Origin of the sequence: Spirillospora sp. NPDC048911, from assembly GCF_043198015.1 — a bacterium.
Taxonomy (GTDB): Bacteria; Actinomycetota; Actinomycetes; order Streptosporangiales; family Streptosporangiaceae; genus Spirillospora.
The window spans coordinates 692771-708437 of the sequence record NZ_JBICUD010000005.1; the positions used below are offsets into that span (position 1 = coordinate 692771).

General features: G+C 73.3%; 15 protein-coding genes. 7 read left to right on the top strand and 8 right to left on the bottom strand.

Annotated elements, in window-relative coordinates; genetic code table 11:
• Positions 1-11 precede the first annotated feature (11 nt).
• The 4 genes from ACGFNU_RS26010 to ACGFNU_RS26025 form a co-directional block, all read right to left on the bottom strand.
• The gene (locus tag ACGFNU_RS26010) at positions 12-1763 is read right to left on the bottom strand and encodes a hypothetical protein (RefSeq protein WP_392597556.1); all 1752 of its coding nucleotides are present in this window, start codon (positions 1761-1763) and stop codon (positions 12-14) included.
• Entirely contained in the window at positions 1760-2602 is an 843-nt protein-coding gene (locus tag ACGFNU_RS26015; protein ID WP_392597558.1) for a hypothetical protein, read from the bottom strand. The genes ACGFNU_RS26010 and ACGFNU_RS26015 overlap by 4 nt, the downstream gene beginning before the upstream one ends.
• A 104-nt stretch (positions 2603-2706) precedes the next feature.
• Entirely contained in the window at positions 2707-3780 is a 1074-nt protein-coding gene (gene pseI / locus ACGFNU_RS26020; RefSeq protein WP_392597560.1) for a pseudaminic acid synthase, read from the bottom strand.
• Complete coding sequence (locus ACGFNU_RS26025; protein ID WP_392597561.1) at positions 3777-4277, bottom strand: GNAT family N-acetyltransferase; 501 nt, start codon at positions 4275-4277, stop codon at positions 3777-3779. Before ACGFNU_RS26025 ends, pseI begins: the two co-directional genes overlap by 4 nt.
• Before the next feature lie 78 nt (positions 4278-4355).
• Between ACGFNU_RS26025 and ACGFNU_RS26030 the strand changes: the two genes are divergently transcribed.
• Genes ACGFNU_RS26030 through ACGFNU_RS26050 form a run of 5 tightly spaced genes read left to right on the top strand, consistent with a single transcriptional unit; the run spans position 4356 to position 9093 of the window.
• Positions 4356-4589: an acyl carrier protein gene (locus tag ACGFNU_RS26030; protein WP_392597563.1), complete on the top strand. Its 234-nt coding sequence runs from the start codon at positions 4356-4358 to the stop codon at positions 4587-4589.
• The gene (locus ACGFNU_RS26035; protein WP_392597565.1) at positions 4582-5334 is read left to right on the top strand and encodes an SDR family NAD(P)-dependent oxidoreductase; all 753 of its coding nucleotides are present in this window, start codon (positions 4582-4584) and stop codon (positions 5332-5334) included. The genes ACGFNU_RS26030 and ACGFNU_RS26035 overlap by 8 nt, the downstream gene beginning before the upstream one ends.
• 35 nt (positions 5335-5369) lie before the next feature.
• A complete protein-coding gene (locus ACGFNU_RS26040) occupies positions 5370-6782 on the top strand; it encodes an AMP-binding protein (RefSeq protein ID WP_392597567.1) in 1413 nt (470 codons plus the stop codon).
• Positions 6779-7864, top strand: coding sequence for an acyl-protein synthetase (locus ACGFNU_RS26045; RefSeq protein WP_392597568.1), 1086 nt, complete (start codon positions 6779-6781; stop codon positions 7862-7864). Before ACGFNU_RS26040 ends, ACGFNU_RS26045 begins: the two co-directional genes overlap by 4 nt.
• Positions 7861-9093, top strand: coding sequence for an acyl-CoA reductase (locus ACGFNU_RS26050; protein WP_392597569.1), 1233 nt, complete (start codon positions 7861-7863; stop codon positions 9091-9093). The genes ACGFNU_RS26045 and ACGFNU_RS26050 overlap by 4 nt, the downstream gene beginning before the upstream one ends.
• A gap of 7 nt (positions 9094-9100) precedes the next feature.
• Here ACGFNU_RS26050 and ACGFNU_RS26055 read toward each other — a convergent pair whose 3' ends face one another.
• Genes ACGFNU_RS26055 through pseB form a run of 4 tightly spaced genes read right to left on the bottom strand, consistent with a single transcriptional unit; the run spans position 9101 to position 13808 of the window.
• Positions 9101-10861, bottom strand: coding sequence for a hypothetical protein (locus ACGFNU_RS26055; protein WP_392597571.1), 1761 nt, complete (start codon positions 10859-10861; stop codon positions 9101-9103).
• The gene (locus ACGFNU_RS26060) at positions 10858-11688 is read right to left on the bottom strand and encodes a hypothetical protein (RefSeq protein WP_392597572.1); all 831 of its coding nucleotides are present in this window, start codon (positions 11686-11688) and stop codon (positions 10858-10860) included. The genes ACGFNU_RS26055 and ACGFNU_RS26060 overlap by 4 nt, the downstream gene beginning before the upstream one ends.
• 9 nt (positions 11689-11697) lie before the next feature.
• Complete coding sequence (locus tag ACGFNU_RS26065) at positions 11698-12831, bottom strand: DegT/DnrJ/EryC1/StrS family aminotransferase (RefSeq protein ID WP_392597574.1); 1134 nt, start codon at positions 12829-12831, stop codon at positions 11698-11700.
• On the bottom strand, positions 12828-13808 hold the full coding sequence (pseB, locus tag ACGFNU_RS26070; RefSeq protein WP_392597576.1) for a UDP-N-acetylglucosamine 4,6-dehydratase (inverting): 981 nt from the start codon (positions 13806-13808) through the stop codon (positions 12828-12830). Before pseB ends, ACGFNU_RS26065 begins: the two co-directional genes overlap by 4 nt.
• A gap of 118 nt (positions 13809-13926) precedes the next feature.
• Here pseB and ACGFNU_RS26075 point away from each other — a divergent pair, with 118 nt between their 5' ends.
• Together ACGFNU_RS26075 and ACGFNU_RS26080 are read left to right on the top strand one after the other, a co-directional pair.
• A complete protein-coding gene (locus ACGFNU_RS26075) occupies positions 13927-14640 on the top strand; it encodes a cytidylyltransferase domain-containing protein (RefSeq protein ID WP_392597577.1) in 714 nt (237 codons plus the stop codon).
• Positions 14637-15665 (top strand): PseG/SpsG family protein, encoded by a 1029-nt coding sequence (locus tag ACGFNU_RS26080; RefSeq protein WP_392597579.1) that lies wholly within the window; start codon positions 14637-14639, stop codon positions 15663-15665. The genes ACGFNU_RS26075 and ACGFNU_RS26080 overlap by 4 nt, the downstream gene beginning before the upstream one ends.
• The last annotated feature ends 2 nt before the right edge of the window (positions 15666-15667 follow it).

Consider the following 15667-nt stretch of genomic DNA (forward strand, 5'->3'; position numbering starts at 1 on the left):
GCCGGGGCCCGTCAACGACGGCCGGGCGATCGCGTCCAGCCCGCCAAGCCCGCCAGGCGCCGGGCCGGAGCGGTGAGGACGCGGCCGGCGCGGTAGCTCACCGATCCGCGGACGCTCACCAGGTTCGCCTCCAGCTTGGCGATCTTGACCTGCTGTTTGGCCAGTTCCTTGTCCTTGCGCGCGAGCTGGCGTTCGGCCCATCCGGCACGGCTGCGCACGGCCCTCAGGCCGGCGGTCAGCTCGCGGTGCGCGGAGAGGAGCTCGCGGTGGCCCATCGGCGCGGCGGCGACGGCGACCTCGCCGCACGCCAGCGCGTTCGCGAGCCGGTCCCGGGCACTCGCGGGGAGGCCCGCCTGCGCCGCGCCGATCTCCGCTTCGAGCTGGATCGCGACACCGCGCAGCCGGGCGTCGGCGGGGCGCCCGGCCATGACGTGCAGCAGGTCGGTGAGGTCGTGCACCGTCAGCGTCGGCGGCCACGGATGCGAGTGCGCACCGGTCGCCAGCACCGCCGCGAAGCTGAGCAGCATCCGGGCCAGGACCTGTTCCGGCGGCACGGGGCCGGCGAAGGCCCAACCCGGATCCAGCATCGCGAAGCGTTCCCCGTCGAGCACGACGTTGCCGGGAGTCGCGAACGCGGCGCGCCGCCCGCTCGCTTCTTCCGCCAGCCAGTCCGCGTAGCCGGTGAGCAGGGCACGCAGCCGGACGAGGTCGGCCGCCGCGCATGCCTCGACCAGGAGATCGAGCAGCAGGTCGCCTCTGGGGTAAGGCCCGGCCAGATCGGCGGGCACCCGGGTGACCCTGCCGGACGTCCGCGGCTCCAGAGACTCCGGGCACGGCCGTCTCGACCACGGACGATCCAGCACCAGTTCGACGGGCACCGACCACTCGGCGGCACCCGGGCCCTCGGCGACGAGCACGTCGGGCAGCCCGTCCACGGGAGCGGCGGCTCCCCGCGCCACAGCGAACCACGAGGCGGCGAACCGCTCCCCCTGGCCGCCCTGAAACGCCTGACGTACAAGGGCACACGGGTCGCCGAGCAGTTCCCGTCCCGCAAGCCCCTTCCTGCATGCGGACACGGCGACGTCTTTGGCGATGTCGTCGGAAAGCGCTCCGGCGCCCAGCAGAACGCCCGGCTGCTCAGACGACGGGTAGCCCGCGTAGAGCCGGTCGACCCGTAGCCCGGCCTCGGCGACTCCTCCCACGAACAGATCGAACGAGGAAGGAGCGAGCAGGGCTTGGGCAGGCTGCCAATTGCGGACGGAGTCGAACTCGGCCCCGTCGGCGGCAAGCAACCGATGAACGCCGAAGGGGTTCTCCACGCCGAGGAGCAAGGTGCCGTCCACAGCGAGCATGCCGGTGAGCCGATCCCGGAAGCGTGCCCAGGACGACTCCGGGTGTTCGGGTGTGACGAGCCGCCGGAGTCCGTCCAGCGCGATGATCACGTCGTACGGCTCGTGAGAGCCGGAGCCGTCGAAGCGGTCGAAGCCGCCGCACACCACCTCGGCCGAGCCGTACCGGTCCGCCGCCTGCTCCGCGTCCGGCAGGGACCGCAGCACGTATGTGACGTGCCCGGCCCGCTTGACCAGCAGGTCCAGCAACGCCGGATCGTGCGGCCCCACCACCAGCGCGCGGGCCCCGTCCGGCATCGTGCGCCGGACCAGCTCGGCGAGCGGCTCACCACCGGCCGCCGGGACCCCGGAGGCCAGATCGGACCAGCGCGGCATCTCGCCGCCGAGCGCCCTCGGGCCGTTCGGTTCGTTCATCGCGCATCCTCCGTGTGCTCCGGCCAGCGGAAGAGCAGGCGGAGCTCGTCCGGGGGGACCAACTGGTCGGCACCGAGCTCGGTAGCGGTGATCTCTCTGGCCGTCGCAAGGTCGACGTCGGTGCCGTGCAGTTCCGGATACAGGCGGGGAACGAGATCCTTGCCCTCGTACAGCGGGCTCACCCGTTCCATGAGCATGGGGTCGCCGTACACCGCGGGCTCGCATCCCGCCGAGACGCCGTAGAAGACGGCCGTCGTCAGCCGGTTGGAGGCGACCCGCCGATGCTTGCGCAGCTCGGCGAGCTGCCGGGGCAGGAACTCGGGGTTGTCGTCGCGCGGGCCGTGGCAGATGACGCGGAATCCGGCCTTCTCGTAGGCCCGGCGGACACGCCTGCGGCGGTGTTCGAGCCAGTAGAGGCAGACGGTGACCGGGCCGGGCTCGGTGGCCTTGATCTCGTCGATGAGACGCCGGTGATCTCCGTTGAGCTCGTTGCGGTCCCACCCGTGGAACGGATACCAGAGCGTGCCCGACCGCTCCCGGTCAACGGGCTCAGAAGCGTCGGGCTGGAGTGCCTGGAGGTAGTTCCACGGAGCGCCGATGACGCAGAAGTCGCGCCATCCCAGTGCCCGGCCGCGCCGCAGCACCACGTCGGACCACACGAACTTGGGATAGCCGTTGACGACCTTGTGCCCCGCGCCGAAGCCGTGCACGAACGTCCAGCCGTGCTGGACCATCCCGGCGATGCGTGGCGGTGGCGGTCCCGCGTTCAGGGAACGCGTGAGCCCGCAGTACCGCGCGAATACATGGGCATGGCCGTAGTGACGATTGGTCGGATCCATCGCCGCCCTGCATACCCGTGCGCCCAGCGGGCGACGCGCGCCCGGACGTAACGGAAGCCCCAGGTCACGATCTTGGATCGCCCAAGCTCCCGGCCCCCGTCGCGTCAGAAGAGCTCCCAGCTCACCGGCGTGCCCCGGGAGACGTCGCCGGCGAAGACCCGGCCGCGGACGGACTCGAAGGCGTCCGGCGGGAGCCCGCCGGCCGGCCGGATGGAACGGACGTTGTGCTCGGTCACCGGCTGCCCGGCCCGGACGTCCTCGACGACGAAGAGCGAGCGGCGGAAGCGCAGACCCTCGCGTTCGCCGGGCCGCGGCCCGATGCGCGCGGAGCCGAGCGACTGCCAGGCGCGCTCGCTCTCCACCACGAGGGCGCCGAGCTCGGCGGGCTCCAGCGAGAAGGCGGAGTCGACACCGCCGTCCGTCCGGTCGAGCGTCACATGCTTTTCGATCAGGCAGGCGCCGAGCGCCACGGCCGCGATCGGGACGCCGATGCCCGGCGTGTGGTCGGAGTAGCCGACGGGCACCCCGAACGTGCCGGCCAGCAGCGGCAGCGCGCGCAGATTTCCGTCCTCGGGCGCGGCCGGGTAGGAGGCTGTGCAGCCGAGCACGACGAGCTGCGCGCACCCGGCGGACCGGGCGGCGCCGACGGCGGCGTCGATCTCGCCGACGCTCGCCATGCCGGTCGAGATGATGAGCGGCTTGCCGGTGCGGGCGGCCAGCCGGATCAGCGGCAGGTCGACCAGCTCGGAGGAGGCGATCTTGTACGCGGGCACGTCGAGCGACTCCAGGAACTCGACCGCGCTCGGGTCGAACGGGCTGGAGAACGCGAGCAGCCCGTGCCGCCGGGCCCGCTCGAAGATGGGCCGGTGCCACTCCCATGGCGTGTGCGCCTGCTCGTAGAGCTCGTACAGGCTGCGCCCGCCCCACAGGTCGTGACCGTCGCCGATCCTGAACCTGGGCGACTCCACGTCGATCGTGATGGTGTCGGCCGTGTAGGTCTGGAGCTTGATCGCGTGGGCGCCCGAGCCCGCCACCGCGTCGACGATGGCCAGCGCGCGATCGAGGTCTCCGTTGTGGTTGCCCGACAGCTCCGCCACGATGAGCGGCCGGCTGCCCGGCCCCACGGTGTGCCCTCCGATTCGGACGGTGTGCTCCGCGGTGTGCACGGCCCGGCTCATGCGTCCCTCCCGAGTTCCACGCGAACGACCACCTGGTCGTGACCGTCGATCTTCCGTACGTACCGGCCCGACTCGACGAATCCGCAGCGCCGGTGGAGCTGGAGGACCGCCTGGTTGGCCTCCAGCACCTCCCCGCGCAGCACCCCCAGCCCGAGCGGCCCGAAGGCGTAGGCGATCGCCGCCTTCTCCAGGCCGAGCCAGGCGGGCAGCAGCTCGTCCCTCTCGGCGAGCCCGTCGAAGTCGAGATAGAAGCCCCACCAGGCCTCGGGCCCGGCGCCGGAGCCGCCGAGGCCGGAGTAGGTGACCACGCCCGACGGGATCTCCTGGTGCTCGTACACCAGGACGTGCCGGCTCGGGTCGGCGCGCACCGCCGACCACCAGCGCCGGTGCTCGGCCTCGCCGATCTCGTGGGTGGTGAAGCTGGCCTTGCGGACCTCGGGATGGTTGCGCCAGCGCCGCAGGACGGCCAGGTCCGCGTCGGAGGTGTCCCTGAGCATCGAAGCCCCCAATGACCATCGACTCGTCGCTACACTCCGTATTCGACTCAGCACGATACGCCATCACGAGGGGGAGCCGTGATCGATGACGAGAGGCTGCGGCAGGTGTTCCGCAGCGCGCTGAACCTGGGCGACGACTTCGTGGTCGACGCGCTGGAGTACCGCGGCGTCGACAAGTGGGACTCCCTCGCGCACATGTCGCTCATCGCGGCGATGGAGGACGAGTTCGGCATCATGATCGACACGGACGACGTCATCGACATGAGCTCGTTCACCAAGGCGCGCGAGCTCCTGGCGAAGCACCTTGTCTGAGGCGACGTCCGGGGCGCCGGCGGGCGGCCGGGTCGCGCTCGTCACCGGCTCGTCGCGCGGGATCGGCCTGGCCACCGCGCGCCGCCTCGCCGCGGACGGCTACTCGGTCGTGCTGCACGGGCGCACCCACGACGCGGCCGCGGCGGCGGCGAAGGAGTTCGACGACGAGCCGCTGGCCGTCGCCGGTGACGTCGGCGACCCCGCGGAGGTCGCGGCGATGATGCGCGCCGTGTTCGGCCGCCATCGCAGGCTCGACGCCCTGGTGGTCAACGCGGGCGTCCACGACGCGGGCATGCTGGGCATGACGGGTGCCGACAGTGTCCAGCGCCTCTTCGCGGTGAACGCGGCGGGCGCCGCGCACACGCTCCAGTCCGCCCTGGCCCTGCTGCGCCGCGGCATCGCCCCCGCCGTCGTCATGCTCTCGTCGGTGATGGGCACCAAGGGGGCTCCCGGGCAGGCGGTGTACGCGGCGTCCAAGGCCGCCGTCCTCGGCCTGGCCGCCTCCGCCGCCAAGGAGCTCGGACCGGCCGGCATCCGCGTCAACGCCGTCGCGCCGGGCTTCGTCGACACCGACATGCTGGCCGCCCTCGACGACGAGGGACGGGCCGAGCGCGTCGAGGCGACGGCGCTCGGCCGGCTGGGCCGCCCGGACGACGTCGCGGACGTCGTGGCGTTCCTGCTCTCGGACGGCGCACGCTTCGTCACCGGCCAGGTCATCGGCGTGGACGGGGGGCTGGTCCTCTGATCTCCCCCGCGACTCCGCTGATCCGGCCCGCCGCCGTGGCCGCGCTTCGGGCCGACACCCTGCTCCATCCCGGCGCGCGCCTGATCGACGCGGCCACCGGTGCCGGGCTGGCGGGAGCCGCCCTGCGCGCCCGGGTCGACGAGGCGGCCACCGCCTTCCTGTGCGCCCCGACCGGGCTCGTCATGGCGCGGACGCCCATCTCCGTCGACGCCGCGGTGCGCTATCTGGGCGCCATGGCCGCCGGACGCCCGATCGCGCTGCTCGACCCCGCCCTGCCCGCGGCGACGGTGCACGACCTGGCCGCGCGCTACGAGCCCGCCATCCTGGTCGGCGGGTCGACGGCGCCCGAGGGCTACCGGCCGGTGGATCTGCCCGCGCTGGGGCCGGCCTGGACTCCGGAGCGCGCCGTCGAGACGGAGATGCATCCCGATCTCGGGCTGCTGCTCGCCACGTCCGGCTCGACCGGCAGCCCCAAACTCGTCCGCCTCGCCCGCACCGCCGTCCTCGCCAATGCCCGGTCCATCGCGGCCGCGCTCGGCATCGACGGTGACGAGGTCGCGCCGACCAGCCTGCCGCTCTTCTACAGCTACGGCCTGTCCGTGCTCAACAGCCATCTGGTCGCGGGCGCGACGGTGGTCTTCGAGTCCGGCGGCATCGTCGAGCGGCCCTTCTGGGCCGCGGTCGACGAGCACGGGATCACCTCGCTGGCGGCCGTGCCCGCCCAGTACGCGATGTTGCGCCGGTTGCGCTTCGACCCCGCCCGCCATCCCACCCTCCGCACGCTCACGCAGGCGGGCGGTCGGCTGCGCGCCGAGCTCGTCGCCGAGTTCGCTGGCCGCATGGACTCCGTGGGCGGGCGGCTGCACGTCATGTACGGGCAGACGGAGGCGACCGCCCGGATGACCGCGCTGCCTCCGGGCCTGCTGGCGGGCAAGCCGGGCTCGGTCGGGCCCGCCGTCCCCGACGGCCGGATCTCGATCCGGACGGACGGCGGAGAGACGACCACGCCGCAGGTCTCCGGCGAGGTCGTCTACCGCGGCCCCAACGTGATGATGGGCTACGCCGAAAGCGCGGCCGACCTGGCTCGCGGCGACGACTTGGGCGGTGTCCTCGCCACCGGCGATCTGGGACATCTCGACGACGACGCCTGCCTCTATCTGACCGGGCGGCTGAAGCGCATCGGCAAGGTCTTCGGCACCCGGCTCAATCTCGACGACGTCGAACGCATGGCGATGGACGGCCTTGGCACCGTCGCGGCCGTCGGCGCCGACGACCGGGTGATCGTGTGGGCGGAGGGCGCCACGGCGGCGGCCTGCACGTCCGCCGCGTCGGCGCTGGCCGGCGAGCTGCGGCTGCACCACTCGGGGGTCGAGGTCCGCGGCATCGACCGCCTCCCGCTGCTCCCGAACGGCAAGGTCGACTACCGGGCGCTGGAGGTGCTCACATGACCGCCGCCGCCGACTCCTGTGCCTTCGCCCTCACCCAAGGCGAGAAGGACGCCCGGCTCGTTCCCGAGCTCGCCGCGCTCACCCGGCACCACCGGGCCGCGTGCCCGCCGTACGCGCGGATCCTCGACGCGATCGGGCATCCGTCAGGCCGGGAGTACGGCTCCGTCGCCGACCTTCCCTGGCTGCCGGTCAGGATGTTCAAGAACCACGACCTGAAGAGCGTCCCGGACGAGTCGGTGTTCCGGGTGCTGACCTCCAGCGGCACGACGGGCGGTCCCGTGAGCCGCGTCCATCTCGACCGCGAGGCGGCGGCGACCCAGGCGCGCATGCTGTCCCGCACCATGCGCTCGGTGCTCGGCCCGCGCAGGCTCCCGATGCTCATGGTCGACAGCCGGGCGATGGCCCGCTCGTCCAGCGCGCGGGCGGCGGGCGTCCTCGGCATGGCGAACTTCGGCCGCGACCACACCTGGATCCTGGACGAGGACGACCGTCCCGACCTCGCCGGGCTCACTGCCTTCCTCGCCCGCCACGGCGACGCCCCGTTCCTGATCTTCGGCTTCACGTTCATGGTGTGGGAGTTCCTGTACGAGCCGGCGCGGGCGGCGGGCCTCGACCTGTCCCAGGGGATCCTCGTCCACTCCGGCGGCTGGAAGAAGCTCGCGGCGCGGGCGGTGGGCAACGCCGAGTTCCGGAACGCGTTCGCCGAGCACACCGGGCTCACCCGGATCCACAACTTCTACGGCATGGTCGAGCAGATCGGCACCGTCTTCGTGGAGGGGCCCGGCGGCGGCTCGCTGCACTGCCCGGACTTCGCCGACGTAATCGTCCGCGACCCGGTGACCTGGGCCGAGGCCGAGCCCGGCGTGCCGGGTCTCCTGGAGGTCGTCAGCACGCTGCCCCGCTCGTACCCCGGGCACGTCCTGCTCACCGAGGACCTCGGCGTGATCGACGGCATCGACGACGGCGACTGGCCGGGCAAGCGGTTCTCCGTGCTCGGCCGCTTGCCGCGCGCCGAGGCCAGGGGATGCAGCGACACGTTCTCCGGAGAAACCTCAGGAGCAGAGCCAGGGGCGGCGGCATGAGCATCCGGCGGCACTTCCCGGCGGGCGAGCCCGTCCCCGTCGAGCGCCTTCTGGCCGATGTGGCGGCCGTGCCCGACGAGGGGCCGCTCACCGTGGGCGACGAGCGAGTGCGCGCCTTCCTCGCCCGTCTCTCGCGCTCGCTGCTCAAGCCCTCGGTGGTTCGGCGCCACCCCGAGCTGGGCTCGCTCGGCTTCTTCCTACGGCCGAGCGAGCTTTCCCGGATCCTCGACGGGCTGGCCGAACGCTCATCAGAGCGGCTCCGCTTTCCGCGCGGCCTGGTTTTCCACATCCCGCCCGCGAATGTGGACACGGTCTTCGTCTACTCGTGGGCATTGTCGGCGCTCGCGGGCAACGCCAACGTCGTGCGGCTCTCCAGCCGGGGCGGCGGCGTCTCGGACGTGATCCTGGCCGCTCTCAACGAGGCGGCCGAAGACGCGCACCCGGCCGTGGCTCAGACGCAGCACCTCATCGGCTACGAACGGTCCGACGCGACCACCCGGGCCCTTTCGGCGGCCTGCGACCTGCGGGTGATCTGGGGTGGCGACGCGTCCGTCGAGGCGATCCGGCGCCATCCGCTCCAGCCGTCCGCCCGCGATCTGACCTTCCCCGACCGTTCCTCGCTCGCGGCGATCTCGGTGACCGGCTGGCAGGACGCCGACCCCGGCCGGCGGCGGGCGGCCGCCGACGGGTTCGCCAACGACGCGTACTGGTTCGATCAGGCGGCCTGTTCCTCGCCCCGGACGCTCTTCTGGATCGGTGACCGCGCCGCCGCGCAGGCCGCCCGAGTGGAGTTCGAGGAGCTGCTCTCGGCCGCCGTCGCGGCGCGCGGCTTCACGGTCGACGCCGCGATGGCCGTCGAGAAGCGGGTCGCCGCGTACGGCATGGCCGCGACGGGCGACGCGGCCGCCGTGCGGTTCGACGGAAACGCGATCGCCACGCTCGATCTCTCCGAGCCGGGCCGCCTCCCCCGCCGCTGGCTCGGCGCGGGGACGTTCGCGGTCGCCACGGCCGGCACGCTGCACGATCTGGTCCCCTTGATCTGCCGCAAGGACCAGACCCTCAGCGTCTTCGGCTTCGCGGCCGAGACGCTGAGGGACTTCGCCGTCGCGGCGGGCGGGCGCGGCATCGACCGCATCGTGCCGTTCGGATCGGCGCTGGCCTTCGCCGCCACCTGGGACGGCTACGACCTGATGCGCGAGTTCACCCGCCTGACCACGGTGCGCGTCTAAGACGCGGCTAGAGGCGCCGGAGGTTGCGGCGGGCGACCCGCGGCGGCGCGGTGACCATCCGGCCGAACTTGAACGCCTTCGACGCGCGGATGCCCCGGAGCTGCGTCTTGAGCTCCTTGACCTGGGCCCGGCGGTGTTCGGCGGTCTCCTTGGTGCGCGCGAGCTCGTCCTCCTTGGCGCGCAGCTTGGCGTCGAGCCACTCGGCACGGGCGCGCGCCTCGGCGAGCTCCTCGCCGAGCCGGCGCCTGGCCAGCAGGGCCTCGCGGTGGCCGAGCGGCTCGCCGGTCTCCCCCGCCTCCAGCTCCGCCAGCAACCGGGCGTGCTCCGCGGCCGGCAGCCCCCGCCGGGCGGCACCGATCTCGGCTTCGAGCCGCACCGCCGTGCCGAGGAGCACGCGGTCACCGGGATGGCCCGCCATGGCCAGGAGGGTGCTCGCGATCCCGTCGAGGTCGAGGGTGGTCGGCCAGGGATGCCGGTGGCCGCCCCCCAGCAGCCGCGCGGCGAACCGGCGGAGGGCCAGCGCGAGCGCGACGTCGAACGGCTCGTCGTCCGCCAGTTCCCAGCTCGGGTCGAGGACGGCGAACCGGTCGCCGTCCACGATGACGTTGTCCGGGGTGGCGAACACCCTGGCCGTGGCGGGCTGCCCGGCCAGCCATCCCGCGTACGCCTGGAGCAGCCGCCGCAGCCCGGGAACGTCGGACATCGCGCACAGCCGGTGCAGGAGCTCGTCGAGCAGCCGCCCGCCCGGAACGGGCCCGGCCAGCCGGGCCGCCTCGCGCTGAACGCGCCCGGTGGTGCGCAGGCCCGGATCGCGGACGGCGGCGCGTTCCCAGCCGTCCTCGCGGCCGGTCAGCGCGTAGGAGACGGCCCAGTGGCCCGGGGCGTCATCACCGACCACGGCCGCCGGAAGGGCGCCGCCCGGCCTGACCACGACGATCCACGCCGGCGCCAGCCGGGCCCCGAGCCCCTGGGCCAGTGAGCGGCGCGCCAGGCGCCGCGGATCGGCCAGGACCTGGCCGCCCGCCACTTCGCCCGTGAGCGCGGCCGCCACGAGGACGGCCACGACGCCGTCGGCCGCGCGGCCGCGGTCGAGCTCGTCGACGTCGACGAGGAGGCCGGGCCCCGCGAGGTCCGGATAGGCGGCGAAGCATCGGACGGCCGCGGCACCGTCGCCCGAGACCCGGGCGGCCAGCTCCGCCGGATCACCGGGAACGGTCGTGTCGACGCCGTGCGGCGGATGCCACTGCTCGTCGGTCCCGGGCACGTCCGCCGGGGCGGGGTCGACCAGGCGGTGCACCCCGAGCTCGTTCTCCGCGCCGATGACCAGCACGCCCCCGGGTGCGAGCGCGCGGGTCAGCCGTTCCACCCCGTCCGACCAGGCCGGCACGGCGGAGTCCGGGGTGTGGAGGCGGCCGAGCCCGCCCGCGGCGACGACGGCGTCGAACGGGCCGATGTCGCCGAGCTTGTCGAGGCCTCCGCAGAGCACGGTCAGCCGCGCCGAGTCGGCGTGCCGGCGGCCGAGGTCCTGGGCGTCCGGCAGCGACCGCAGCAGGCACGTCACGCGGCCGCAGTGCTCGATCAGCCGGTCGACGAGCTCCGCGCGGTGCGGACCGGCGATCAGGGCGCTCCCGCCGGCCGGGACGGCGCGCAGGACGAGGTCTTCGAGGGCGGCTCCGCCGGGCAGGCGGCCGCCGTCGTCGGACCAGCCGGTCATCTCGCCGCCGACGAGCTGAACACCGTGCGACTGAACACCGGGGATCGGGGTCATGCTGCTGCCTCCTGACGCCAGCCGAAGAGCTCGCGCAGCTCCGCCGGCGTGACGAGATGGTTCGTTCCCAGCTCGGTATCGGCGATCTCCCTGGCGACGGGGAGGTCGATCTCGGCGCCGTGCAGTTCCGGCCAGAGCCGCCGCAGCCGCGCCATGCCGCCGAAGATGGGATGGGCGTTGTCCAGTTCCATCGGGTCGCCGTACACCGCGGGCTCGCATCCGGCCGAGATGCCGTAGAGGATCGCCGTGCTCAGCCGGTTGGACGCCACCCGGCGGTGCCGGCGCAGCTCGGCCAGCTGCCCTGGCAGGAACGCGGGGTTGGACCTGCGGTAGTAGAGGCCGCGGAAGCCGTGCGAGATGACGCGGAAGCCCGCCGACTCGTACAGGCCGCGGATCCGCTCGTCGTCGTACTCCAGCCAGTAGAGGCAGACGGTCACCGGCTCTCGCTCGACCTCGCGGATCTCGTCGATGAGGCGCTGATGGTCGCCGGTGACGTGCTGGTTCTCCCAGCCGTGGAACGGATACCAGATCGTGCCGGTGCGCTCTTCCGGCGCGGACGCGGCGGGTTCGAGGGCGCGGAGGTAGTTCCAGGGGGCGCCGATGACGTAGTAGCCGCGCCGTCCCATCGTCCAGCCGCGCCGGCGGCACGCGTCCGACCAGACGAAGCGCGTCCAGCCGGGCTCGAAGGGCTGGTACGTCCCGTAGCCGTCGAGAACGTTCCAGCCGTGCTGCAGATAGCCGTGGATGCGCGGCGGCCGTCCCTCGGGGAGGCCGCAGTAGCGGGCCAGCACATGGGCGTGCCCGTACCAGTGATTGGTGTGATGCACGTGTCCGCCTCAGGTGAGGATGTCGCGGAGGGACTCGACGACCCGGTCCTGGTCGCCGCGGGTGAGATCGGGGAAGAGCGGCAGGGAGAGCTGCTCGGCGTAGAAGGCCTCGGCGGCGGGGCACATCCCGCGCCGGTAGCCGAGGTCTTCGAAGACCGGATGCCAGTAGGCGGGGATGTAGTTGACCTGGACGCCGATGCCGGCCGCCCGCATCCGCTCGTACACCTCGCGCCTGCGCCCGTCCAGCACGCGCACGGCGTAGAGGTGCCACATCGGGTCCGCGCCCGGCCTGGCGGCGGGCAGCGTCAGCCCTGGCACATCGGCCAGGAGCTCGTTGTAGCGCGCCACCAGCCGGGCCCGCCGCTCCTTGAAGGTGGCGAGCCTGGCCAGCTGGCTCGAACCGAGCGCGCACAGCACGTCGGGCAGCCGGTAGTTGAAGCCGAAGGTGTGCACCTCCTGGTGCCAGCCGCCCTCGTCCGGCGAGCGCAGCAGCCCGGGGTCGCGGACGAGGCCGTGGCGCCGGAACAGGCGTGCCCGCTCCAGCGACGCCGGATCCTTGACCGCCACCGCGCCGCCCTCGCCGGTCGTCGCGTTCTTCGTCGGGAAGAACGAGTACGTCGTGAGGTCGGCCAGCGCGCCCACCGGCGTGCCGTTCCAGGTCGAGCCGAGCGAATGGGCGGCGTCGGCGATCAGCGGCACCCCGAGCCGGCCCGCGACCCCGCCGAGCGCCGGGTAGTCGGCGGGATGGCCCGCGTAGTCGACGGCGGCGATGGCGCGGGTGCGCGGGGAGCCCGCCGCGGCGGCGGCCTCCGGATCGAGGTTGGCGGTGTCGGGCGCCACGTCGGCGAACACCACCTCGGCCCCGAGCAGGACGGCCATCGAGGCGGTCGCGACGAAGGTCATGGGCGTGGTGACGACCTCGGTGCCCGGCCCGACGCCGGCCACCGCGTACGCGACGTGCAGCGCGGCCGTGCCGGAGGTGACGCTCACGCAGGGAACTCCGCCCGTCCGCTCGGCGAGCGCCTCCTCGAACGCCGCGACGGCCGGGCCCGCGGTGAGCCAGTCGCCGCGGAGCACGGCGGTGACCGCCGCGATGTCGCTCTCGTCGACGGACTGGCGGCCGTAGGGCAGCACGCCGGTCACACGCAGGACGCCATGAGCGCCCGCAGGTCGTCGGCCGTCAGCCACATGTCGTTGCCGTCCGAGCGGTAGGAGAAGCCTTCGCTGACGGCCTCGCCGCCCTGCGGGGGCATGTATCCCCACGTCGCGATCGTCGGCATGACGACGTACCGGTCGGCCTGCCGGATCGTGCGGTGGCTGTCGTCGGGCGCGATCATCTCCTCGTGCAGCTTCTCGCCGGGCCGGATGCCGACCTCGTGGACGAGGCTGTCGGGCGCCACGGCCTGGGCGAGGTCGACGATGCGCATGCTCGGGATGCGCGGCACGTAGAGCTCGCCGCCCTGCATCAGGCCGAACGAGTCGACGACGAACCGCACGGCCTGGTCGAGCGTGATCCAGAACCGGGTCATCCGCTTGTCGGTGATCGGCAGGCTCTCGCCGCGCTCGGCGAGCCGCCGGAAGAACGGGATCACCGAGCCGCGGCTGCCCATCACGTTGCCGTAGCGCACCACCGCGAAGCGCGTCTGGTGCTGCGCCGCGTAGTGGTTGCCGGACACGAAGAGCTTGTCGGCGACGAGCTTGGTGGCGCCGTACAGGTTGATCGGGCTGGACGCCTTGTCGGTCGAGAGCGCGACGACCTTGCGCACGCCGCAGTCGATGGCGGCCTCGATGACGTTCTGCGAGCCGCCGACGTTGGTCTGGACGTACTCGAAGGGGTTGTACTCCGCGGTGTCGACCTGCTTGAGCGCCGCCGCGTGCACCACGTACTCGATGTCGTGCATGGCCCGGCGCAGGCGCTCGCGGTCGCGGATGTCGCCGATGAACCAGCGGATGCGCTGGTCGTCGTCGAAGAGCTGGCGCATCTCGTACTGCTTGAGCTCGTCCCGCGAGATCACCACGATGCGGCGCGGGTCGAGACGGTCGAGCGCGTGGCGCAGGAACGCCCTGCCGAAGGAGCCCGTGCCCCCCGTGATCAGGATCGATGCCCCATTCAGTTCCACTGTCGATGACCCCCCGTATCGATTGGTGACTCTGAGTGAGAATCCTGCGGTAGCGTAGCGCCTCGCCTCGATTGCCGTGCTGAGCTGGAGAAATGCCGTGTCTATCCGAATAGTCGGGATGATTCAGGCTCGAATGGGCTCGTCCCGCCTCCCCGGCAAGGTCCTCCGCCCGCTCGCGGGCCGCAGCGTTCTCGGCTGGGTCGTGCGTGCCGCGCTCGAGAGCGGCGTGCTGGACGATCTGGTGGTCGCCACGACGACGCTGGCCGAGGACGACGCGATCACCGCGGAGTGCCGGCGGCTCCGCGTCGCGTGCCACCGGGGGCCGGTGGACGACGTGCTCAGCCGGTTCATGGGCGCGCTGGAGACCCACCCGGCCGATGCCGTCATGCGCTTCACCGCCGACTGCCCGCTGCTGGACCCGGCGGTGGCGCGCACGGCCGCCGCGGCCTTCCGCGCGGTCCCCGGGCTCGACTACCTCAGCACGGGGATCCCGCACACCCTCCCGCGCGGGCTGGACGTCGAGATCATCGGCGCGGCGGCGCTCCACCGCGTGCACGCCCTGGCCACCGACCACCACCGGACGCACGTCACGTCGTACGCGTACACGCATCCGCGGGCGTTCGAGCTCATGGGCCTGACGTTCAGCCCCTCCACCGCCCATCTGCGGGTCACCCTCGACACGCCCGACGACTGGGCGCTCGTCGAGGCGGTGGCCGCGAAGTTCGGCGACGTGCCCGTGCCGCGCCGGGAGCTCGTCGACTGGCTCGACCTCCACCCCGGCGTGCGCGCCCTCAACGCCCACGTCCGGCAGAAGGAGCTCGCGGAGGCGTGAGGGTCGGCATCCGCTGCGACGCGAGGCCCCGGATCGGTGCCGGGCATCTCATCCGGTGCGTCGCCCTGGCCGAAGAGCTCGTCCGCCGGGGCACGGAGGTCGTCTTCCTCGGCGAGGTGGAGGGCCCCGCGTGGATCCGCGCGCAGCTGGACTCCCGCGGCCTGCCCCTGATCCCGGCTCCCGCGCCCGCCACCGAGCTGGCCGCGGCGGCGCGGCGGGCGGGCCTCGATGCCATGGTGATCGACTCGTACGAGACCGATCCGGCGTGCGGACGGGAGCTACGGCGGGCCGGGCTGACGGTCCTCGCGATCGTCGACGGTGACCTGCGCGGCCAGGAGGCCGATCTCTACCTCGACCAGAACCTCGGGGCCGAGGAGACCGCAACCGACCTGCCGCGGGGAGCGGTCCGGCTCGCCGGGGCGGGCTACGTCCTGCTGCGCGACTCGGTCAGGCTGCTGCGCCCCGTCCGCCCTCGGGCGGCGACGCGCGGCCCCGCCCGGATGCTGTGCGTCTTCGGCGGAACGGACACCGCCGATGCCGCCCCGGCGGTCACGAGGCTGGCGGCCGAGACCTCCGCGCCGTTCCGGGCGACGGTCGTCGCCGCCCGGGCCGGGACGGTGGCGGCGCTCGCCGCCCTGCCACTGGCGCCGGGGCAGTCGGTCACGCCCATCCCGCCGACGGACCGGCTCCCGAGGCTGGCCGCCGGAGCCGACCTGGCGGTGAGCGCCGCGGGCTCCGCCACGTGGGAGCTGATGTGCCTGGGCGTGCCGGCGGCGCTCATCTGGGTGGCCGGCAACCAGCGGCTGGGTTACGAGGCCACGGTCTCGCGCGGTCTCACCGCGGGTCTGGGAAACCCGGCCGAGTACGGCGATCCGGCCGTCCGCACGCAGGCGATCGCCACGCTGAGACGCCTCCTCCTCGACCCGGCGGAGCGCGACGCCCTCGCCCGCCGAGGCCACGGCCTGATCGACGGGCGCGGCCGCGAACGGGTGGCCGACGCCCTCCTCGGCCACCCGCGCCGCTGAGC